Origin of the sequence: Pseudomonas sp. SG-MS2 (assembly GCF_009933855.1) — a bacterium.
Lineage (GTDB): Bacteria > Pseudomonadota > Gammaproteobacteria > Pseudomonadales > Pseudomonadaceae > Aquipseudomonas > Aquipseudomonas putida_E.
Map to the genome: position 1 here is coordinate 12,725 of NZ_MOMO01000250.1, position 18,009 is coordinate 30,733.

Annotated in this window: 19 protein-coding genes and 1 other RNA gene; 12 read left to right on the forward strand and 8 right to left on the reverse strand. The window is 62.3% G+C overall.

Features of this window, described 5'->3' with window-relative positions; translation table 11 throughout:
* Window positions 1–86: 86 nt before the first annotated feature.
* A complete protein-coding gene (locus BLX42_RS23720; protein WP_080952215.1) occupies window positions 87–731 on the reverse strand; it encodes a DedA family protein in 645 nt (214 codons plus the stop codon).
* A 275-nt stretch (window positions 732–1,006) separates the two neighbouring features.
* Between BLX42_RS23720 and ppk1 the strand changes: the two genes are divergently transcribed.
* The gene (ppk1, locus tag BLX42_RS23725) at window positions 1,007–3,187 is read left to right on the forward strand and encodes a polyphosphate kinase 1 (RefSeq protein WP_371316868.1); all 2,181 of its coding nucleotides are present in this window, start codon (window positions 1,007–1,009) and stop codon (window positions 3,185–3,187) included.
* Here the strand turns inward: ppk1 and ppx are convergent.
* Window positions 3,174–4,676: an exopolyphosphatase gene (ppx, locus tag BLX42_RS23730; RefSeq protein ID WP_046788189.1), complete on the reverse strand. Its 1,503-nt coding sequence runs from the start codon at window positions 4,674–4,676 to the stop codon at window positions 3,174–3,176. The genes ppk1 and ppx overlap by 14 nt on opposite strands.
* 243 nt (window positions 4,677–4,919) lie before the next feature.
* Between ppx and trxA the strand changes: the two genes are divergently transcribed.
* The 5 genes from trxA to BLX42_RS23755 all read left to right on the forward strand — a co-directional run bounded on the left by trxA (window position 4,920) and on the right by BLX42_RS23755 (window position 10,268).
* Entirely contained in the window at window positions 4,920–5,249 is a 330-nt protein-coding gene (gene trxA, locus BLX42_RS23735) for a thioredoxin TrxA (protein WP_012316792.1), read from the forward strand.
* A gap of 228 nt (window positions 5,250–5,477) precedes the next feature.
* Window positions 5,478–6,737 carry a transcription termination factor Rho gene (gene rho / locus BLX42_RS23740; RefSeq protein ID WP_003253661.1) on the forward strand — a complete coding sequence of 420 codons (1,260 nt, stop codon included), beginning with the start codon at window positions 5,478–5,480 and terminating at the stop codon, window positions 6,735–6,737.
* A gap of 200 nt (window positions 6,738–6,937) precedes the next feature.
* Window positions 6,938–8,404 carry a 4-hydroxy-3-polyprenylbenzoate decarboxylase gene (gene ubiD, locus BLX42_RS23745; protein ID WP_046788190.1) on the forward strand — a complete coding sequence of 489 codons (1,467 nt, stop codon included), beginning with the start codon at window positions 6,938–6,940 and terminating at the stop codon, window positions 8,402–8,404.
* A complete protein-coding gene (locus BLX42_RS23750; protein ID WP_046788191.1) occupies window positions 8,404–9,372 on the forward strand; it encodes a CDP-6-deoxy-delta-3,4-glucoseen reductase in 969 nt (322 codons plus the stop codon). The genes ubiD and BLX42_RS23750 overlap by 1 nt, the downstream gene beginning before the upstream one ends.
* Window positions 9,373–9,617: 245 nt before the next feature.
* The gene (locus tag BLX42_RS23755) at window positions 9,618–10,268 is read left to right on the forward strand and encodes a gamma-glutamylcyclotransferase (protein ID WP_046788192.1); all 651 of its coding nucleotides are present in this window, start codon (window positions 9,618–9,620) and stop codon (window positions 10,266–10,268) included.
* A gap of 70 nt (window positions 10,269–10,338) precedes the next feature.
* On the opposite strand, the gene BLX42_RS23760 is transcribed toward BLX42_RS23755, so the two are convergent.
* Window positions 10,339–11,316 carry an NADPH:quinone oxidoreductase family protein gene (locus tag BLX42_RS23760; RefSeq protein ID WP_119687955.1) on the reverse strand — a complete coding sequence of 326 codons (978 nt, stop codon included), beginning with the start codon at window positions 11,314–11,316 and terminating at the stop codon, window positions 10,339–10,341.
* A gap of 156 nt (window positions 11,317–11,472) precedes the next feature.
* Here BLX42_RS23760 and BLX42_RS23765 point away from each other — a divergent pair, with 156 nt between their 5' ends.
* Window positions 11,473–11,877, forward strand: coding sequence for a flagellar basal body-associated protein FliL (locus BLX42_RS23765; protein WP_046788194.1), 405 nt, complete (start codon window positions 11,473–11,475; stop codon window positions 11,875–11,877).
* 209 nt (window positions 11,878–12,086) lie between these two features.
* Here the strand turns inward: BLX42_RS23765 and BLX42_RS23770 are convergent, their stop codons facing one another.
* Window positions 12,087–12,539 carry an EVE domain-containing protein gene (locus BLX42_RS23770; RefSeq protein WP_119687954.1) on the reverse strand — a complete coding sequence of 151 codons (453 nt, stop codon included), beginning with the start codon at window positions 12,537–12,539 and terminating at the stop codon, window positions 12,087–12,089.
* Between the two features lie 178 nt (window positions 12,540–12,717).
* On the opposite strand from BLX42_RS23770, the gene BLX42_RS26630 reads away from it, so the two are divergent.
* The gene (locus tag BLX42_RS26630) at window positions 12,718–12,867 is read left to right on the forward strand and encodes a hypothetical protein (protein ID WP_168216575.1); all 150 of its coding nucleotides are present in this window, start codon (window positions 12,718–12,720) and stop codon (window positions 12,865–12,867) included.
* A 19-nt stretch (window positions 12,868–12,886) separates the two neighbouring features.
* Here the strand turns inward: BLX42_RS26630 and BLX42_RS23775 are convergent, their stop codons facing one another.
* From BLX42_RS23775 to BLX42_RS23790, 4 genes are all read right to left on the reverse strand, one after another.
* Window positions 12,887–13,495 carry a 5-formyltetrahydrofolate cyclo-ligase gene (locus BLX42_RS23775; protein ID WP_046788196.1) on the reverse strand — a complete coding sequence of 203 codons (609 nt, stop codon included), beginning with the start codon at window positions 13,493–13,495 and terminating at the stop codon, window positions 12,887–12,889.
* Between the two features lie 71 nt (window positions 13,496–13,566).
* A non-coding RNA gene (ssrS, locus tag BLX42_RS23780) (6S RNA) lies at window positions 13,567–13,746 on the reverse strand.
* A gap of 17 nt (window positions 13,747–13,763) precedes the next feature.
* Window positions 13,764–14,084, reverse strand: a complete 321-nt coding sequence (locus BLX42_RS23785) for a cell division protein ZapA (RefSeq protein ID WP_012316783.1) — start codon at window positions 14,082–14,084, stop codon at window positions 13,764–13,766.
* Window positions 14,081–14,263 (reverse strand): TIGR02449 family protein, encoded by a 183-nt coding sequence (locus BLX42_RS23790; RefSeq protein ID WP_039603542.1) that lies wholly within the window; start codon window positions 14,261–14,263, stop codon window positions 14,081–14,083. The genes BLX42_RS23785 and BLX42_RS23790 overlap by 4 nt, the downstream gene beginning before the upstream one ends.
* 182 nt (window positions 14,264–14,445) lie before the next feature.
* On the opposite strand from BLX42_RS23790, the gene BLX42_RS23795 reads away from it, so the two are divergent.
* From BLX42_RS23795 to BLX42_RS23810, 4 genes are all read left to right on the forward strand, one after another.
* Window positions 14,446–15,000 (forward strand): YecA family protein, encoded by a 555-nt coding sequence (locus BLX42_RS23795; protein ID WP_012316781.1) that lies wholly within the window; start codon window positions 14,446–14,448, stop codon window positions 14,998–15,000.
* 22 nt (window positions 15,001–15,022) lie between these two features.
* Complete coding sequence (gene pepP, locus BLX42_RS23800) at window positions 15,023–16,357, forward strand: Xaa-Pro aminopeptidase (RefSeq protein ID WP_046788197.1); 1,335 nt, start codon at window positions 15,023–15,025, stop codon at window positions 16,355–16,357.
* The gene (gene ubiH / locus BLX42_RS23805; RefSeq protein ID WP_161872792.1) at window positions 16,354–17,553 is read left to right on the forward strand and encodes a 2-octaprenyl-6-methoxyphenyl hydroxylase; all 1,200 of its coding nucleotides are present in this window, start codon (window positions 16,354–16,356) and stop codon (window positions 17,551–17,553) included. The genes pepP and ubiH overlap by 4 nt, the downstream gene beginning before the upstream one ends.
* A partial coding sequence (locus tag BLX42_RS23810) for a DUF4442 domain-containing protein (protein ID WP_161872793.1) occupies window positions 17,550–18,009 on the forward strand: 460 nt, incomplete at its 3' end. The genes ubiH and BLX42_RS23810, both read left to right, overlap by 4 nt.

The following is an 18,009-nucleotide window of genomic DNA, read 5'->3' on the forward strand; positions in this document are numbered from 1 at the left end:
TGGAAAACCGGCCGTGGGCAGGGCGCCTGGAGCTGGCGCGCCTGTTGTTGAATGTGCCTGCGCTGTATCTGGCTGGCGCTCTGGGCTTAGGGGTTGTTACGCCCTTGGTCTGGGCCCTGCTCGCGCTTTACAGCCTGCTCAGCCTCGGCGGCCTGGGCCTGTGCCGCGGCCTTGCGCTCGGCGCGCAAGGTGCGAAAACGCCGCCGCAGCCACAGCAGGGCGCCGAGCAGCAGCAGGCCACCGAGCACCCATAGCTCGTACTTCTTCACGTTGCCCAGCATGCCTTCAAGAATGGCGCCGAAGTGGTACGCGGCTGCGCCCAGGGCCAAGGCCCAGACGGCTGCGCCGATGCCGTTGAGCAGCAGATAACGGCGGGGTGGGTAGCCGGACAGGCCGATAGCCACGGGCATGACCGTGCGCAGGCCATAGACGAAGCGGAAGCTCAGTACCCAGATGTCGGGGTGGCGGCGGATATGTTCCAGCGCCCGGTCGCCCATGGCCTGCCAGCGCGGCTTGCGCGCCAGGATCTTGCGCCCGTGGCGGCGGCCCATGAAGTACCACAGCTGGTCGCCGGCATAGCTGCCGAAGAACGCCACGATCACCACCAGGCTGATGTCCATGTACCCGCGGAACGCAAGGAATCCTGCAAGCACCAGGATGGTCTCGCCTTCAAAGAAGGTGCCTAGAAAAAGGGCAAAATAGCCGAAATCCTGCAGGAATTGTTGAAGCATTTTCTGAGGTGCTGGCGAAATGAACGCGCAGCCTACCCCTTCACGCGCGTTCGTGAAAGTGTCCAGATGTGTCTCGACGTGAACAATTCGTACAAGGACAATGGCTTCAGCCACAAGTCGCGGGCTTGCCTATAGATGTAACACAGACGTCATAATGGCCGCTTATCGTCCCGCTCAATTGATGATAGGGCGTTAACGTCCTCCAGGAACGCCAGATGAATAATGAAGTGCTAACCCCTGTCGCGATCAAGGACGCCCAGGCGGTCCCCGAAGAGATGGTGCGGACCCCGCCGGATCTGCCAGAGGCCCCGGAGCCTGCAGTAGAGGCCGCACCCCCCGCGCCCGTGCATGCTGCCCCCGCGCCGGCCATCGCCATCCCGAGCCTGGACGACAGCAGCCTGTACATTCATCGCGAGCTGTCGCAGCTGCAGTTCAACATCCGCGTGCTGGAGCAGGCGCTGGATGAGTCCTACCCGCTGCTCGAGCGCCTGAAATTCCTGCTGATCTTCTCCAGCAACCTCGATGAGTTCTTCGAGATCCGCGTGGCGGGCTTGAAGAAGCAGATCAACTTTGCTCGTGAACAGGCCGGTGCCGACGGCCTGCAGCCGCATCAGGCGCTGGCGCGCATCAGCGAGCTGGTGCACACCGAAGTTGATCGCCAGTACGCGATCCTCAATGATGTGTTGCTGCCGGAACTGGAAAAGCACGCGATCCGCTTCATCCGCCGCCGGTACTGGACGCCCAAGCTAAAGACCTGGGTGCGCCGCTACTTCCGTGACGAGATTGCACCGATCATCACCCCGATCGGTCTGGACCCGACGCACCCGTTCCCGTTGCTGGTGAACAAGAGCCTTAACTTCATCGTAGAACTCGAAGGCGTCGATGCCTTCGGTCGTGATTCGGGCCTGGCGATCATCCCGGCTCCGCGCCTGCTGCCGCGGGTCATCCGTGTGCCGGAAGAGGTCGGTGGCCCTGGGGACAACTACGTGTTCCTGTCCTCGATGATCCACGCCCATGCCGACGACCTGTTCCAGGGCATGAAGGTCAAGGGGTGCTATCAGTTCCGCCTGACCCGTAACGCCGACCTGGCGCTGGATTCGGAAGAAGTCGACGACCTGGCGCGCGCCCTGCGCGGTGAGCTGTTCTCGCGCCGATACGGTGATGCCGTGCGCCTGGAAGTGGCCGACACCTGCCCCAAGCACCTGTCCGACTACCTGCTCAAGCAGTTCAGCCTGAGCGAGAGCGAGCTGTACCAGGTCAACGGCCCGGTCAACCTGACCCGCCTGTTCAGCATCACCGGCCTGGACAGCCACCCGGAGCTGCAGTACACGCCGTTCACCCCGGCGATCCCCAAGCTGCTGGTCAATGCCGACAACATCTTCAGTGTCATCAGCAAGCAGGACATCCTGCTGATGCACCCGTTCGAGTCCTTCACCCCTGTGGTCGACCTGCTGCGCCAGGCCGCCAAGGACCCGCACGTGCTTGCCGTTCGTCAGACGCTGTACCGCTCCGGCGCCAACTCGGAAATTGTCGACGCACTGGTGGATGCCGCACGAAACGGCAAGGAGGTCACCGCGGTGATCGAGTTGCGCGCGCGCTTTGACGAAGAGTCCAACCTGCAGATGGCCAGCCGCCTGCAGGCTGCCGGCGCCGTGGTGATCTATGGCGTGGTGGGCTTCAAGACCCATGCCAAGATGATGCTGATCCTGCGCCGCGAGCAGGGCGAGATCGTCCGCTACGCCCACCTGGGCACCGGTAACTACCACGCCGGTAATGCTCGCCTGTACACCGACTACAGCCTGCTGACCTCCGACGATGCCCTCACCGAGGACGTCGGCAAGCTGTTCAGCCAGTTGATCGGCATGGGCAAGACCCTGCGCATGAAAAAACTGCTGCACGCGCCGTTCACCCTGAAAAAGGGCATGCTCGACATGATTGCCCGGGAAACCCAGTTCGCCCTGGAAGGCAAACCCGCGCACATCATCGCCAAGTTCAACTCGCTGACCGATGCCAAGGTCATCAAGGCCCTGTACAAGGCCAGCCAGTCGGGCGTGAAGATCGACCTGGTGGTGCGTGGCATGTGCTGCTTGCGCCCAGGCATCCCGGGGGTTTCGCACAATATCCAGGTGCGCTCGATCATCGGCCGCTTCCTGGAGCATACCCGGGTGTTCTACTTCCTCAACGGCGGCGAAGAGCAGATCTACCTGTCCAGCGCCGACTGGATGGAGCGCAACCTCGACAAGCGTGTCGAGACCTGCTTCCCGGTGGAGGGCAAGAAGCTGTTGCTGCGGGTGAAGAAGGAGCTGGAAGGCTACCTGACCGACAACACCCATGCCTGGACGCTGCAGCCCGACGGGCGCTATGTGCGCAGCAGCCCGACCGGCAACCAGAACCCGCGCAGTGCCCAGGCGACCCTGCTGGAGCGCCTGAGCAACCCGGTACTTAACGTACGCTGAGGACGAAGTTGACCCGGGCCAGCCACTCCGCCTCGTTGGCGAAGTCGGCCTGGGTCAGCTGGTTCTGCTCCAGCCAGCCGGCCGGGAAGGCCACGTCGAGGCTATTGTCTGCGGCCTGCAGTTGCACCTTGGGCATCTGTTGGGTGCCACGGATGTGGTGGAACAGAATGGCGAAGCGCAGCAGTACGCACAGGCGCAGCAGTTTCACGCCTTCATCGCCCAGTTCGGCGAACTTGTCCTTGGGGATGTTGCGGCGGTGGCCACGTACCAGCAGCGCCATCATCTGCTGGTCTTCACGCGAGAAGCCCGACAGGTCGGAGTGCTCGATCAGGTAGGCACCATGCTTGTGGTAGTGGTAATGGGCAATGTCCAGGCCAATTTCGTGAATTTTGGCTGCCCAGCCCAGTAGATCGCGCCAGTTACCCTCTTCAAGCCCCCATGCCTTGGCCACTTGGTCAAAGGCGTGCAGCGCCTTGCGCTCGACGCGCGCAGCCTGGCCCTGATCGACGTGGTAGCGCTCCATCAACGAGTTCAGGGTGCGTTCGCGCACGTCTTCGTGGTGGTGGCGGCCAAGCAGGTCGAACAGCACACCTTCACGCAGCGCGCCATCGCAATGGTCCATGCGTTGCAGTTCCAGCGCGTCGAAAATCGCCTCGAGAATCGCCATGCCGGCCGGGAAGATGGCGCGGCGGTCGGGTTTGACCCCGTCGAAGTCGATCTTGTCGGTCTCGCCCAGCTTGAACAGCTTGCGCTTGACCCAGGCCAGACCGTCGGCGTTGACCTCGCCATTGCCCAGGCCAGCGGCCTTGATTGCGGCGCCGATGGCACGGATGGTCCCGGAGGAGCCTATCGCTTCATCCCAGGTCAGGCGGTGCAGGGCATTCTCGATGCTCATCAGCTCCAGGCGCGCGGCAGTGTAGGCCTGGGCGTAGCGGGCCGGGGTAATCTTGCCATCGCGGAAATAGCGCTGGGTGAAGCTGACGCAGCCCATCTGCAGGCTTTCACGCAGCAGCGGCTCAAAGCGCTGGCCGATGATGAACTCGGTGCTGCCACCGCCGATATCGGCGACCAGGCGTTTACCAGGGGTGTCGGCCAGGGTGTGGGACACGCCCAGGTAGATCAGGCGCGCTTCTTCGCGGCCGGAGATCACTTCCACGGGGTGGCCGAGGATCACTTCGGCACGCTGGATGAATTCGTTGCGGTTGCGCGCCTCGCGCAGGGCGTTGGTGCCAACGATGCGCACGGCCCCCGCAGGCATGCCGTTGATCAGCTGGGCAAAGCGCTTCAGGCATTCCAGGCCCCGGACCATGGCTTCTTCGCTGAGCATGCGTGCTTCGTCGATGCCAGCGGCGAGCTGAACCTTTTCCCCGAGCCGCTCCAGGATGCGGATCTCGGTATGGTGAGCCTTGGCCACGACCATGTGGAAACTGTTGGAGCCCAGGTCGATGGCGGCAATCAGGGACAGGTTCTTCGCTAAGGTATGCGGCATGATCTGAGTAGTCTCGGTCGGTAACCCGGCAATCGTGCCACGTTAGCAGGCTGCCGCCAACGCGCGACTCGCCAGGGCTTGATGCAAGGCAATGTGCCAGTCGATGCTATGACACTTCTGTGACAGTTTCGATTCGTGGCGTCTTGCACAACTATAGTGACACTCAATCGTCCGCGACTTCCTGTAGCGCGTGGGTGCGGCTATGATGGGCCACGTTTTTTGCTTACGACCCTGGAGATATCCATGAGCAGCGATCTTATCAAACACGTCACCGACGCCACCTTTGAGGCCGAAGTCCTGCAAGCCCAAGGCCCGGTGCTGGTCGACTACTGGGCTGAATGGTGCGGCCCATGCAAGATGATCGCTCCGGTGCTGGACGACATCGCCACCACCTACGAGGGTAAACTGACCGTCGCCAAGCTGAACATCGACGATAACCAGGAAACCCCGGCCAAGCACGGCGTGCGTGGCATCCCGACGCTGATGCTGTTCAAGAACGGCAACGTCGAGGCCACCAAGGTCGGCGCCCTGTCCAAATCCCAGCTGGCCGCGTTCCTCGACGCCCACCTGTGATGTGAAAAAGCCCCGGAAATTCCGGGGCTTTTCTTTTCCAACCCACTAGACGTCGAAAAAAGCAAGTGTTACATTCGGCCTCGCACTGTTTCTCCAGTGCCCCCTGCACGCCGTCGCCGACGCACTCCTAATTAGAATCTGTGCGCGATCCTATCGCCTTCTAGCGGCGCGGCTTCATTAAGCCAGAAGCTTAATCCTCCCTTCATACATGATTACGTCATTCCCCTTATGAACCTGACTGAACTCAAGCAAAAGCCGATTACCGATCTGCTGGAAATGGCCGAACAGATGGGCATCGAAAACATGGCCCGTTCGCGCAAACAGGACGTGATTTTCGCCCTGCTGAAAAAGCACGCGAAAAGCGGCGAAGAGATCTCAGGTGACGGCGTGCTGGAGATTCTCCAGGATGGTTTCGGTTTCCTGCGTTCGGCTGATGCGTCCTATCTGGCCGGCCCTGACGACATCTACGTCTCGCCCAGCCAGATCCGCCGCTTCAACCTGCGTACCGGCGATACCATCGTCGGCAAGATCCGCCCGCCGAAGGAAGGGGAGCGTTACTTCGCGCTGCTCAAGGTCGACACGATCAACTTCGATCGCCCGGAAAACGCGAAGAACAAGATCCTCTTCGAAAACCTGACGCCGCTGTTCCCGAACAAGCGCCTGAAGATGGAAGCCGGCAACGGTTCCACCGAAGACCTGACCGGCCGCGTCATCGACCTGTGCGCGCCGATCGGCAAGGGCCAGCGTGGCCTGATCGTCGCCCCGCCGAAAGCGGGTAAAACGATCATGCTGCAGAACATCGCGGCCAACATCACCCGTAACAACCCCGAGTGCCACCTGATCGTTCTGCTGATCGACGAGCGCCCGGAAGAAGTGACCGAAATGCAGCGCACCGTGCGCGGTGAAGTGGTTGCCTCCACCTTCGATGAGCCGCCAACCCGCCACGTGCAGGTTGCCGAAATGGTCATCGAGAAGGCCAAGCGCCTGGTCGAGCACAAGAAGGATGTGGTCATCCTGCTGGACTCCATCACCCGTCTGGCGCGTGCCTACAACACCGTGATCCCGAGCTCCGGCAAGGTGCTGACCGGTGGTGTCGATGCCCACGCCCTGGAGAAGCCGAAGCGTTTCTTCGGCGCTGCGCGTAACATCGAGGAAGGCGGTTCGCTGACCATCATCGCCACCGCGCTGGTAGAAACCGGCTCGAAGATGGACGAAGTGATCTACGAAGAGTTCAAGGGTACCGGCAACATGGAACTGCCCCTGGACCGTCGCATCGCCGAGAAGCGTGTGTTCCCGGCCATCAACATCAACCGCTCGGGCACCCGCCGTGAAGAGCTGCTGACTGCTGATGACGAACTGCAGCGCATGTGGATCCTGCGCAAGCTGCTGCACCCGATGGACGAGATCGCCGCCATCGAGTTTTTGGTCGACAAGCTCAAGCAGACCAAGACCAACGACGAGTTCTTCCTGTCGATGAAGCGCAAGTAAGCGTTTCAGGCTGGCAGTGATTGGGGCTGCTTCGCAGCCCATCGCCGGCAAGCCGGCTCTTACAGGTCCTCTGCGATCCTTGTGGGAGCCGTCTTGCCGGCGATGGGGCGCGGAGCGGCCCCAAGTCATTTTTGGCCATTGAGCGCTGAACGGCGCTACACTCTGCACCCCGACCGATACGGCCAACACGAGGCTCATGCATGCAGTATCGCGACTTGCGCGACTTCATTCGTGGCCTGGAACAGCGCGGTGAACTCAAGCGCATCCAGGTCCCGATCTCCCCCGTCCTTGAAATGACCGAGGTGTGTGACCGCACCCTGCGTGCAAAGGGCCCGGCGTTGTTGTTCGAAAAGCCCACGGGCTTCGACATTCCGGTGCTCGGCAACCTGTTCGGCACCCCGCAGCGGGTGGCCATGGGCATGGGCGCCGAGTCGGTCGAGGAGCTGCGCGAGATCGGCAAGCTGCTGGCCTTCCTCAAGGAGCCGGAGCCGCCGAAAGGCCTCAAGGATGCCTGGTCGAAACTGCCGATCTTCAAGAAGGTCGTGTCCATGGCGCCGAAGGTGGTCAAGGATGCCGTTTGCCAGGAGGTGGTGGTCGAGGGTGATGATGTCGACCTAGGCCAGCTGCCGATCCAGCACTGCTGGCCGGGCGACGTGGCGCCGCTGATCACCTGGGGCCTTACCGTGACCCGCGGCCCGAACAAGGACCGCCAGAACCTGGGCATTTATCGCCAGCAGGTCATCGGCCGCAACAAAGTCATCATGCGCTGGTTGAGCCACCGCGGCGGTGCCCTGGATTATCGCGAATGGTGTGAGAAGAACCCCGGCCAACCGTTCCCTGTCGCCGTTGCCCTGGGTGCCGACCCGGCAACCATCCTCGGCGCCGTCACGCCGGTGCCCGATACCCTGTCCGAATATGCCTTCGCCGGCCTTTTGCGTGGCAACCGCACCGAGTTGGTCAAATGCCGAGGCAGCAACCTGCAGGTGCCGGCTACCGCCGAGATCATCCTTGAAGGTGTGATCCACCCGGGGGAGATGGCTCCGGAAGGCCCCTATGGTGACCACACCGGCTACTACAACGAAGTGGACAGCTTCCCGGTGTTCACCGTCGAGCGCATCACCCACCGGCAAAAACCGATCTACCACAGCACCTATACCGGCCGGCCGCCAGATGAGCCGGCCATCCTCGGCGTGGCGCTCAATGAAGTGTTCGTGCCGATCCTGCAAAAGCAGTTCCCGGAGATCGTCGACTTCTACCTGCCGCCGGAGGGGTGCTCGTACCGCATGGCGGTGGTGACGATGAAGAAGCAGTATCCGGGCCACGCCAAGCGCGTGATGCTGGGTGTGTGGTCGTTCCTGAGACAGTTCATGTACACCAAGTTCGTTATCGTAACCGACGACGACATCAACGCCCGTGACTGGAATGACGTGATCTGGGCCATCACCACGCGCATGGACCCCAAGCGTGATACGGTGATGATCGACAACACGCCGATCGATTACCTGGACTTTGCGTCGCCGGTATCGGGCCTGGGGTCGAAGATGGGCCTGGATGCCACCCACAAGTGGCCGGGCGAGACTACACGCGAATGGGGCCGGGTCATCGTCAAGGACGAGGCCGTCACCCGCCGCATCGATGAGTTGTGGGACCAGTTGGGAATAGATTGATGCAGGTAACGTTGCAGCCGTCCGGGGCGGTGCTGGCGCTCGAACCCGGGGAACGGATCCTGGATGGAGCGCGGCGGCTGGGCTATGACTGCCCGAACAGCTGTCGCAATGGCAATTGCCATGTGTGCGCCGCATTGTTGGTCGAAGGTCGCGTTCGCCAGAACGGTGAGGTGCGCGACCATGGTGAGCTGTTCACGTGCATCGCCGAACCGCTGGAGGACTGCGTGCTGCTCTGGGATGGTGTGCTGGCCCTGGGCGAGCTGCCAGTGCGCAAGCTGGCATGCAGCGTCATTGAATGCGTAGAGGTGGGTGGCGATGTCTGGCGCGTGCGCTTGCGCGCGCCGGCTGGCAAGCCACTGCGCTATCACGCCGGGCAGTATCTGATGATCGAGCGCGAGGGCGGCAAGCCGGCGGCCTTCTCCCTGGCGTCTGCCCCCCACAGTGGGCGCGACCTTGAGCTTCACGTGCTGGTCCGCGAAGACAGCGCCCGTCAGCTTTTGGCGCAACTGCAGCGTGACCCTATCGCCCGCATCGAAATGCCATTCGGTGACACCCACCTGGCCGAGCTGCCCGATGGGCCACTGGTGCTCATCGCTGCGGGGACCGGCATGGGGCAGATGCACAGCCTGGTCGAGCATTGCCGCGCCCAGGGCTTCAAGCACCCGGTGCACCTCTACTGGGGCGTGCGACGCCCTGAAGACTTCTACGCCATCGAGCACTGGGACGAATGGGAGCGTCTGCCCAACCTGTTCCTGCACAAGGTGGTGAGCGACCTGTGTGGCTGGGAAGGCCGCTGCGGCATGTTGCACGAGGCCGTGTGCGAGGACGTGCAAGACCTCAATACAGTTCATGTTTATGCCAGTGGTTCACCAAACATGGTTTATGCCACGCTCGATGCCCTGGTCGAGGCCGGTATGGATGCGCACCGCATGCGTGCGGATGTGTTTGCCTATGCACCGCGTGGTTAATAACCGAAGTTTCAGGTAGTGGGTATAAGGCGGTAATTCTTACCGCCTTGACTAATAACTTTCACTATACTTGGAACCATGCTCTCCAACCGTCGGAAGTTCGCGTGAAACTTAGGCTTCAGGGCTTGAGTGTTGGCGCGGTTCTACCCTAAGGTGGGTGCAGGTTCCCAAGGCGCTGGCGCAAGCCCCGCCCTGCAGGGCCTTTCGCTATATCAGTAGTTCACAGGGAATAATGGCGGCAGCTTATGTCGGCACTTGAAAGTTTATCCTGGAAAAGCGCTTATCCTCCGGCACTCGACTTCGGCCAGCAACTGACCCGCGAGCAATTGATCAACTCGATGCATACGACCATGTCGCGCCATGACGGTGGCCCGGTCTGGTTGTTCGCCTATGGTTCGTTGATATGGCGCCCGGAGTGCAGTTCGGTAGAGCGCCAGCGTGCACGCGTGCATGGCTATCACCGTGGCCTTTACCTGTGGTCGCACGAGCATCGTGGTACGCCGGAAACGCCAGGCCTGGTATTCGGCCTCGACCGCGGCGGTTCGTGCAGCGGTTTTGCCTACCGCCTCGATGAAAGCAACCTCGACGACTCGCTGATGGCCTTGTGGCAAAGAGAGATGCCGTACCCGGCGTACCGGCCGCACTGGCTCAGCTGCCGGCTGGGTGATGGCAGCAAGGTGCAGGCCTTGGGCTTTGTACTTGAGCGGCACCTGCCGTGCTACGCCGGCAATCTGCCTGATACGCTGCTTAGCCAGATTCTTGCCAGTGCCAAAGGGCGCTATGGCACCACGCGTGAGTATGTCGAGCAGACGTTGAACGCATTGCGCAGCCACCAGATGCCCGATCGCAACCTCGAAGCGCGGTTCCGGCGCTGCCACAACCTGCGGGAGGTCTGATTGGGCTGTGCAGCGCTCTTCGCGCGTTTATCGGCGAAGAGCTCTGCAGGGTCAGCGTATCTTTCAATGATTAGCTGGCCAGCAGCACCAGCTTACCCACCGCTTTCCTTTGGCCCAACTGCTCGATCGCCGCGCCCGCCTCGGCCAGTGGGTAAGTCTTCGATACCAGCGGCTTCAGCTTGCCCTCGGCATGCCAGGCAAACAGTTGCTTGAAGTTGGCCGCATTGTCCTGCGGCTGACGCTGGGCAAAAGCCCCCCAGAATACCCCCAGCACCGCTGCGCCCTTGAGCAGTACCAGGTTCGCCGCCATCTGTGGAATCGTCCCGCTGGCAAAGCCGACCACCAGCAGCCGCCCGTTCCACGCCAGCCCGCGCACGGCCTGGTCGAACAGTTCACCGCCGACCGGGTCGTAGATCACATCTACCCCTTGGCCGCCGGTCAGGCGCTTGATTTCCTCCTTGAGGCTGGCCTGGCTGTAGTCGATCAACTCGTCCGCCCCTGCAGCCTTGGCCACGGCCAGTTTCTCTGCGCTGCTGGCGGCTGCGATCACCTTGGCGCCCATGGCTTTGCCGATCTCCACGGCCGCCAGGCCGACACCACCGGACGCACCCAGCACCAGCAAGGTTTCGCCCGGCTGCAACTGGCCGCGCTGCTTGAGCGCATGCATCGAGGTGCCATAGGTCATGCCAAAGGCAGCAGCGGTGGTGAAGTCCATGCTTTCGGGGATGGGCAGCACGTTGTAGAACGGCACGGCCACCTGTTCGGCGAACGCCCCCCATCCGGTGAGGGCCATCACCCGGTCCCCGACCTGGAAGGCACCGGCGCGCTCGCCGACAGCGGCAACGACACCCGCCGCCTCGCCACCGGGAGAGAACGGTAGCGGTGGCTGGAACTGGTATTTGCCTTCGATGATCAGGGTATCTGGGAAGTTGACCCCAGCCGCATGCACCTCGAGCAGAATCTCGTTTTTCTTCGGTACCGGGCTGGCCACCTCTTCCAGAACCAGGTTGCGTGCCGGCCCCAAGGTTTTACACAACACAGCTTTCATCGGGCTATTCCTTTGCGGGTAGTGGCCGATAAGTGTAGGAGGGCGGCCTGCCGGGTCAACGAGCATGGCCCGCCCTGATGGGGCTGCATAAGCCCGGGCTTGGGTTTGGGCCGCATGCTGGGTAAGCTGGCGCCAATTGTTTTGAGGAGTGAATTCGTGAAAGCGTGGATCTTGATGGTGCTGGCCCTGATGCTGCCAGCGGCGGCCCTGGCCGAAGAAGCCAAGGAAGGAGCCCCCAAGGTCTCCTATATCAGCCTGAGCCCGCCCTTTGTAGGCAACTACGCCCTCGACGGTGGCCCCAGGTTGCGCGTATTCAAAGCTGATGTGGCCCTGCGTGTGACTGGCGACGAGGCAGCCAAGGCGGTCAAGCACCACGAGCCGCTGATTCGCAACCAGCTGGTGGCGCTGTTCACCCAGCAAGGTGTGGATAACTTGAGCAACGTCGACGCCAAGGAAAAACTGCGCCAAGAGGCGCTCAAGCAGGTACAGCAGGTGATGGAAGCAGAAGAAGGCAAGCCGATTGTCGAGGATCTGCTGTTCAATAACCTGATTGTGCAGTAATCGCCCTTGCAGTCAGTTGTCAGTGTGGCACGGGATACACCATACTAAGCAAGTTCCAAAAAGGGGCTTGAGAGACTCTGCGGATCCTGGTCAATCCAGCAATCACAGAGCCGGGCAGGTGTCAGGCGATGACAAGCCATCCTGTCTGTGAGTAGGGCGCCGAAAGGCGCCCTTTGTCTTTCTGGGCCAATCGAGTGACTATCAGCAATTCACTGAGTGAGCGCTACAATCGCCGCCCACTGCTCTTCGGTCACCGGCATCACCGACAGCCGAGTGCCTTTTTGCACCAGCGGCAACTCCTCCAGCGCGCTTTGTTGCTTGAGCAAGCCCAGCCCCAGCACCTGCCTGAACGTCTTCACGTGCGCCACATCTACCGCGCTCCAGGGGTTCTTCTCGGCAGTGGCTTTGGCGTCGTAGTAATGGCTCTGAGGGTCCAGCGCAGTTGGGTCCGGGTAGGCCGCTGCAGTGATCCGGGCGATCCCGGCAATGCCCGGTTGAGGGCAACTGGAGTGGTAGAAGAAAAACTCATCGCCTACGTTCATGGCGCGCAGAAAATTGCGCGCCTGATAGTTGCGCACGCCATCCCAGCGGGCCTCACCCAGGCGGCCCAGGCCTTCGATCGAAAGCTCATCGGGCTCGGATTTCATCAGCCAGTAGGCCATGGATACTGCTCCTGAAAAGGTTTGAAATAACCTGTTGCACGAAACCGACAGCCGGTTGGCGTCAACGTTTGCGTGTCGACGCAGGTTGTCGGAAAATGCGCCGATTTTAACGCTATATGCTCCGGCGGCACCAAGAAGGTCGCCGAGCCAGAACGTATGCCTAGGGGGGCATTCTTCGATGAATCAACGCAAACCGGACCTGCTCTGGGTCCTGGTCTTCATCTTTGGTCTGGGTGTGGTTACCACTGGTTATGCTCAGGGTATCTGGGAGCGCAAGCTCGATACCGCGTACCAGGCACCGGTCGAAGCCGGTCAGCAGCAGCGCTGATCTTCCCCGCTGGCGCCTGTTATTTAGGCGCCAGGTACCAGTCACGGTCCGAGACCGTGCCCTGCAGTGGTACATCCCAACTGGCCTGCGCCAGTCGTTCGACCTTCTGGCATTCATGGGCCAGCCCCAGCAGCAGGGGTTTTTTCCATGTTTTGCGTCGCGCCTGGTAGGCCAGGCTGCGATCATAGAAACCACCGCCCATGCCTAGCCGCCCGCCGGCTTCATCGAAGCCCACCAGTGGCAGCAGAATCAGGTCCAGCGACCAGATCGGGCGCTGGCGCTTGCGGTCAGTCAGTGGCTCTGGAATACGGAAACGGTTGCGCTTGAGCTTTTCCCCTTGCTCGAACCGCTGGAACACCATGCGCGTACGCGGCCATGCGTGCAGTACCGGCAGGTAGGTACGTTTGCCACGGCGTTGCGCCTCGCGCAGTAGCAACTGCGGGTCGATTTCACCGTCGTTGGGCAGGTACAGGGCAATGTGCCGTGCGCGGCGGAACAGCGGGTTTTGCGCCAGCTGCCGATACAGCCCAAGGGAGGCTTGGCGTTGCTGGGCTGGCGTGAGTGCGCGGCGGGCATTGCGAAGCAGGCGACGAAGCTGGGGGCGGGTGAGCGGCGCGGTGTCGGTCATGGCACGGGCGTTCCCAGGTGTCGAAGCTAAAAGCGAGAACTGCCCGCCGGGGTGGGCGGGCAGTCGAAATCAGGCTCCCCGATAAGACCGCTATCGGTGTAGCCCTTGAACCCGAAAGTTCAAGGTGGAGATTGCAGGGGGCGTTAAGGCTTTCCGTCGGGCGGACATGCACACCGGCCCCAGCGTGCAACCCCCGTGGTTGTGCGTATCGGCTCAGGGACATAACCGACTGGCGCATCCCCCAGGGAGTGGCGCCAGTATACCAACCTCAGCCGATTTTGGTATCCGTGTCGTCGGACAAAGCCTTGTCGACGCGATCGAGCAGGTCGCGGACCTGTTCGCGGGTGGCGCTGCCAGCGGGGGCGTCGGTGCGGTCTTCCTGGCGGTGGAGCATCTCGTGGGTGATGTTCAATGCGGCCATGACCGCGATCCGATCAGCACCGATCACCTTGCCGCTGCTGCGGATCTCGCGCATCTTGCCGTCCAGGTAGCGTGCGGCGCTGACCAGGTTGTTGCGTTCTTCCGGCGGGCAGATGATCGAGTATTCCTTGTCCAGGATCTGCACGGTGACGCTATTGCTTGAACTCATGAGTCATGCTCCAGGGCCTTGAGGCGTAAGATCATCGACTCGACCTTGCGCTTGGCGATCTCGTTCTTTTCGATGAGGTGGGCGCGCTCTTCGCGCCAGGATTTTTCCTGAGCTACTAGGAGTGCATTTTGCCGTTTAAGTTGCTCGACGCGCTCGATCAGCGACTCGAACCGGCTCATCAATGCTTGCAGGTCGTTCTCTTGCGTGGGTTGCACTCGATTCGCTCCGTCATTGAATCACCCGTCGATCATGCCTCTCCCTGAGCGGTGACGGCCAGTGCCGATGGTCTTGGCGCGCCTGCCGGTGCTAGGATACAAGGCCTTCATTCTAGTCAAATGCGCCGTCTGGCGCCTAGCCGCCCATGCCTAATACCCAATCGCCCTACACCGCATTCGCCGCACTGCTCTCGAGCAACGGCCACCCTGTTTCCCCCGCCGAGCTGCACGGCCTGCTGATCGGCCGCAGTTGCGCCGGTGCCGGCTTCGAGGCCGATGCCTGGCTGGCCGACGCTGCCGGGGTGCTGGAAAACGAACCTGAAGACAATGTGCGCGCTGCATTGATCGGCCTGCAAGAGATGGTCAAGGCCGAGCTGACCGGCGAGGACATTGCGATCGTTCTGCTGCTGCCAAGCGACGAAACCCCGCTGACCGAGCGTGCCACGGCGCTGGGCCAGTGGTGCCAGGGCTTCATTGCCGGCTTCGGGCTGAACGCGGGCGGCAAGGACCTGTCCACCGATGCCAAGGAAGTGCTCCAGGACCTGGTGGCCATTTCCCAGGTCCAGGAAGCACTGGAAGAATCCGAGGACGGCGAAAGCGATTACATGGAAGTCATGGAGTATCTGCGCGTTGCGCCGCTGCTGCTGTACACAGAGCTGGCCGCGCCGGCCGCGCCTGCGCCAAAACCTTCGCTGCACTGATCAACCGGGGGTAGTCCTGCCCATGAGCCACATACCCAAGGCCGAATATGCCCGTCGGCGCAAGGCGCTGATGGCGCAGATGGTCCCCAACAGCATTGCCATCCTGCCGGCTGCCGCAGTCGCCATTCGCAACCGCGATGTCGAGCACGTCTACCGCCAGGACAGCGATTTCCAGTACCTGAGCGGCTTCCCGGAGCCGGAGGCGGTTATCGCGCTGATCCCGGGGCGCGAGCATGGCGAGTACGTGCTGTTCTGCCGCGAGCGTAACCCTGAGCGCGAGCTGTGGGACGGCCTGCGCGCCGGCCAGGAAGGTGCCATCCGCGACTTTGGCGCCGACGATGCCTTCCCGATCACCGACATCGACGAGATCCTCCCGGGCCTCATCGAAGGTCGCGAACGGGTCTACAGCGCCATGGGCAGCAACCCCGAGTTCGACCGTCGGCTGATGGACTGGATCAACGTGATCCGCTCCAAGGCGCGCCTTGGCGCCCAGCCACCGAACGAGTTCGTTGCCCTGGATCATCTGCTGCACGACATGCGTCTGTATAAATCGGCGGCGGAAGTGAAAGTGATGCGCGCCGCTGCAGAAATTTCCGCACGCGCCCATGTGCGGGCCATGCAGGCCTGCCGGGCAGGGCTGCACGAGTACAGCCTGGAAGCCGAGCTGGACTACGAATTCCGTAAAGGCGGGGCAAGAATGCCAGCCTACGGGTCGATCGTCGCTGCCGGCCGCAATGGCTGTATCCTGCACTATCAGGAGAACAATGCCGCGCTCAAGGACGGTGACCTGGTGCTGATCGACGCCGGTTGCGAAATCGATTGCTATGCCAGCGACATCACCCGCACTTTCCCGGTCAGCGGGCGGTTTTCGCCTGAGCAAAAGGCCATCTATGAACTGGTGCTCAAGGCCCAGGCCGCCGCTTTCGCCGAGATTGCCCCAGGCAAGCACTGGAACCACGCCCATGAAGCGACCGTGCGGGTGATCACCGAGGGCCTGGTGGAGCTGGGCCTGCTCAAGGGCAAGGTGCAGGCGCTGATCGAAAGTGAAGCGTATCGGGCCTTCTACATGCACCGTGCCGGGCACTGGCTGGGCATGGACGTGCACGATGTGGGCGAATACAAGGTCGGCGGCCAGTGGCGGGTGCTGGAGCCTGGCATGGCGCTGACCGTCGAACCGGGTATCTACATTGCCGCCGACAATCAGCAGGTCGCGAAGAAATGGCGCGGCATCGGCGTAAGGATCGAGGACGACGTGGTGGTGACCAGGCAAGGCTGTGAAATTCTGACTTCGGGCGTGCCCAGGACGGTCGCCGAGATCGAGGCGCTGATGCAGGCGGCACGTAAGGACGCGGCATGAACCGAGTCAACCTAGCGATCATTGGTGGCGGCCTGGTCGGTGCCAGCCTTGCGCTGGCCCTGCAGGCTGGGGCCAAGGCGCGTGGCTGGAAGATCCTGCTGATCGAGCCGTTCGCCCCGGGCGACAGCTTCCAGCCCAGCTATGATGCGCGCTCCTCAGCGCTTTCGTTCGGTACCCGGCAGATCTACCAGCACCTGGGCGTGTGGCAGGGCATCAGCCCCCGTGCCGAGCCGATCCGGCAGATCCAGGTCTCGGACCGTGGGCGCTTTGGCTCCACCCGCCTCGATGCGCAGGAGGAGGGCGTGCCAGCGTTGGGCTACGTGGTCGAGAACGCCTGGCTTGGTCAGTGCCTTTGGCAAGGGCTGGACAGCGAGGTGGTGAGCTGGCGCTGCCCGGCCGAAGTGAAGGCGATGCAGGCCGTCGCCGGTGGTTATCGCTTGCAGCTGGACGATGACACCAGCCTTGAGTGCGACCTGGCAGTGCTGGCCGACGGTGGCCGCTCCGGGTTGCGCGAGCAACTGGGCATCCATGTGCGCCGCACGCCCTACGAGCAGAGCGCCCTGATCGCCAACATTACCCCGGGCGAGTCCCATCGCGGGCAAGCCTTCGAGCGCTTTACCGAGCAAGGCCCCATGGCATTGCTGCCGCTGCCCGAGAATCGCTGCGCATTGGTCTGGACCCGTCAGGGTATGGACGCCAAGCGCTTGGCCGAGATCGACGAACGCAGCTTCCTGCGCGAGCTGCAGGATGTATTCGGCTATCGCCTCGGCGCCTTGCGCCAGGTCGGCGCACGGCATCTTTACCCGCTGGCACTGGTCGAAGCCCAAGAGCAGGTGCGCCCGCATCTGGTGGTACTGGGCAATGCCGCGCACAGCCTGCACCCCATTGCCGGGCAGGGTTTCAACCTGTCGCTGCGCGATGTGCAGTCGCTGGCCGATGCGCTGCTGGCCGGCCCGCAGCAGCCAGGCGATCTGGCGACCCTGCAGGCGTACCATCAACGCCAGCAACTCGACCAGGCCATGACCATCGGTTTCTCCGACCAGGTTACCCGCCTGTTCGGCAGTAATCAGCCGTTGCTGGCCGCCGGGCGCAACATCGGCTTGCTTGGGCTCGACTTGCTGCCGCCGGCAAAAAGCTGGTTCGCCCGCCAGGCCATGGGCCTGGGCACCCGCCCTGATCCGCGGGGGCAGGCATGAGCAACCCGCGCAAGCTGGCGCGCCGGGCGCGCATGTTGCGCTGGCTGCTGAACCTTTACCCACCGTACCTGGGTGCTGGCATTCGCATTCAGCACATCAGCCCGGACATGCGCAGTGTCAGGGTGCGCATGAAGCTGAACCGCTGGAACCGCAACTACGTCGGTACCCAGTTTGGCGGTAGCCTGTATTCGATGGTCGACCCGTTCTACATGCTATTGCTGATCGAACTGCTGGGCCGTGAGTACATCGTCTGGGACAAGGCAGCCAGCATTGACTTCATCGCACCGGGCAAAGGCCCGGTGTATGCCGATTTCCACATCGAAGACGCACTGCTGGACGAGATCCGCCAGCAGACCGCCAGCGGCAAGAAATACCTGCCACGTTTGCAGGTCGATGTCCGCGACGGTGCCGGCGAGCTGGTGGCGCGGGTCGATAAAACCCTATACGTGCGGCTCA

What these genes read in the sequence shown, in the direction of transcription:
- BLX42_RS23720 (WP_080952215.1), bottom strand. Translation starts at nt 731, where the DNA reads ATGCTTCAACAATTCCTGCAGGATTTCGGCTATTTTGCCCTTTTTCTA.
- ppk1 (WP_371316868.1), top strand. Translation starts at nt 1,007, where the DNA reads ATGGTGCGGACCCCGCCGGATCTGCCAGAGGCCCCGGAGCCTGCAGTA.
- ppx (WP_046788189.1), bottom strand. Translation starts at nt 4,676, where the DNA reads ATGCCGCATACCTTAGCGAAGAACCTGTCCCTGATTGCCGCCATCGAC.
- trxA (WP_012316792.1), top strand. Translation starts at nt 4,920, where the DNA reads ATGAGCAGCGATCTTATCAAACACGTCACCGACGCCACCTTTGAGGCC.
- rho (WP_003253661.1), top strand. Translation starts at nt 5,478, where the DNA reads ATGAACCTGACTGAACTCAAGCAAAAGCCGATTACCGATCTGCTGGAA.
- ubiD (WP_046788190.1), top strand. Translation starts at nt 6,938, where the DNA reads ATGCAGTATCGCGACTTGCGCGACTTCATTCGTGGCCTGGAACAGCGC.
- BLX42_RS23750 (WP_046788191.1), top strand. Translation starts at nt 8,404, where the DNA reads ATGCAGGTAACGTTGCAGCCGTCCGGGGCGGTGCTGGCGCTCGAACCC.
- BLX42_RS23755 (WP_046788192.1), top strand. Translation starts at nt 9,618, where the DNA reads ATGTCGGCACTTGAAAGTTTATCCTGGAAAAGCGCTTATCCTCCGGCA.
- BLX42_RS23760 (WP_119687955.1), bottom strand. Translation starts at nt 11,316, where the DNA reads ATGAAAGCTGTGTTGTGTAAAACCTTGGGGCCGGCACGCAACCTGGTT.
- BLX42_RS23770 (WP_119687954.1), bottom strand. Translation starts at nt 12,539, where the DNA reads ATGGCCTACTGGCTGATGAAATCCGAGCCCGATGAGCTTTCGATCGAA.
- BLX42_RS26630 (WP_168216575.1), top strand. Translation starts at nt 12,718, where the DNA reads ATGAATCAACGCAAACCGGACCTGCTCTGGGTCCTGGTCTTCATCTTT.
- BLX42_RS23775 (WP_046788196.1), bottom strand. Translation starts at nt 13,495, where the DNA reads ATGACCGACACCGCGCCGCTCACCCGCCCCCAGCTTCGTCGCCTGCTT.
- BLX42_RS23785 (WP_012316783.1), bottom strand. Translation starts at nt 14,084, where the DNA reads ATGAGTTCAAGCAATAGCGTCACCGTGCAGATCCTGGACAAGGAATAC.
- BLX42_RS23790 (WP_039603542.1), bottom strand. Translation starts at nt 14,263, where the DNA reads ATGAGCCGGTTCGAGTCGCTGATCGAGCGCGTCGAGCAACTTAAACGG.
- BLX42_RS23795 (WP_012316781.1), top strand. Translation starts at nt 14,446, where the DNA reads ATGCCTAATACCCAATCGCCCTACACCGCATTCGCCGCACTGCTCTCG.
- pepP (WP_046788197.1), top strand. Translation starts at nt 15,023, where the DNA reads ATGAGCCACATACCCAAGGCCGAATATGCCCGTCGGCGCAAGGCGCTG.
- ubiH (WP_161872792.1), top strand. Translation starts at nt 16,354, where the DNA reads ATGAACCGAGTCAACCTAGCGATCATTGGTGGCGGCCTGGTCGGTGCC.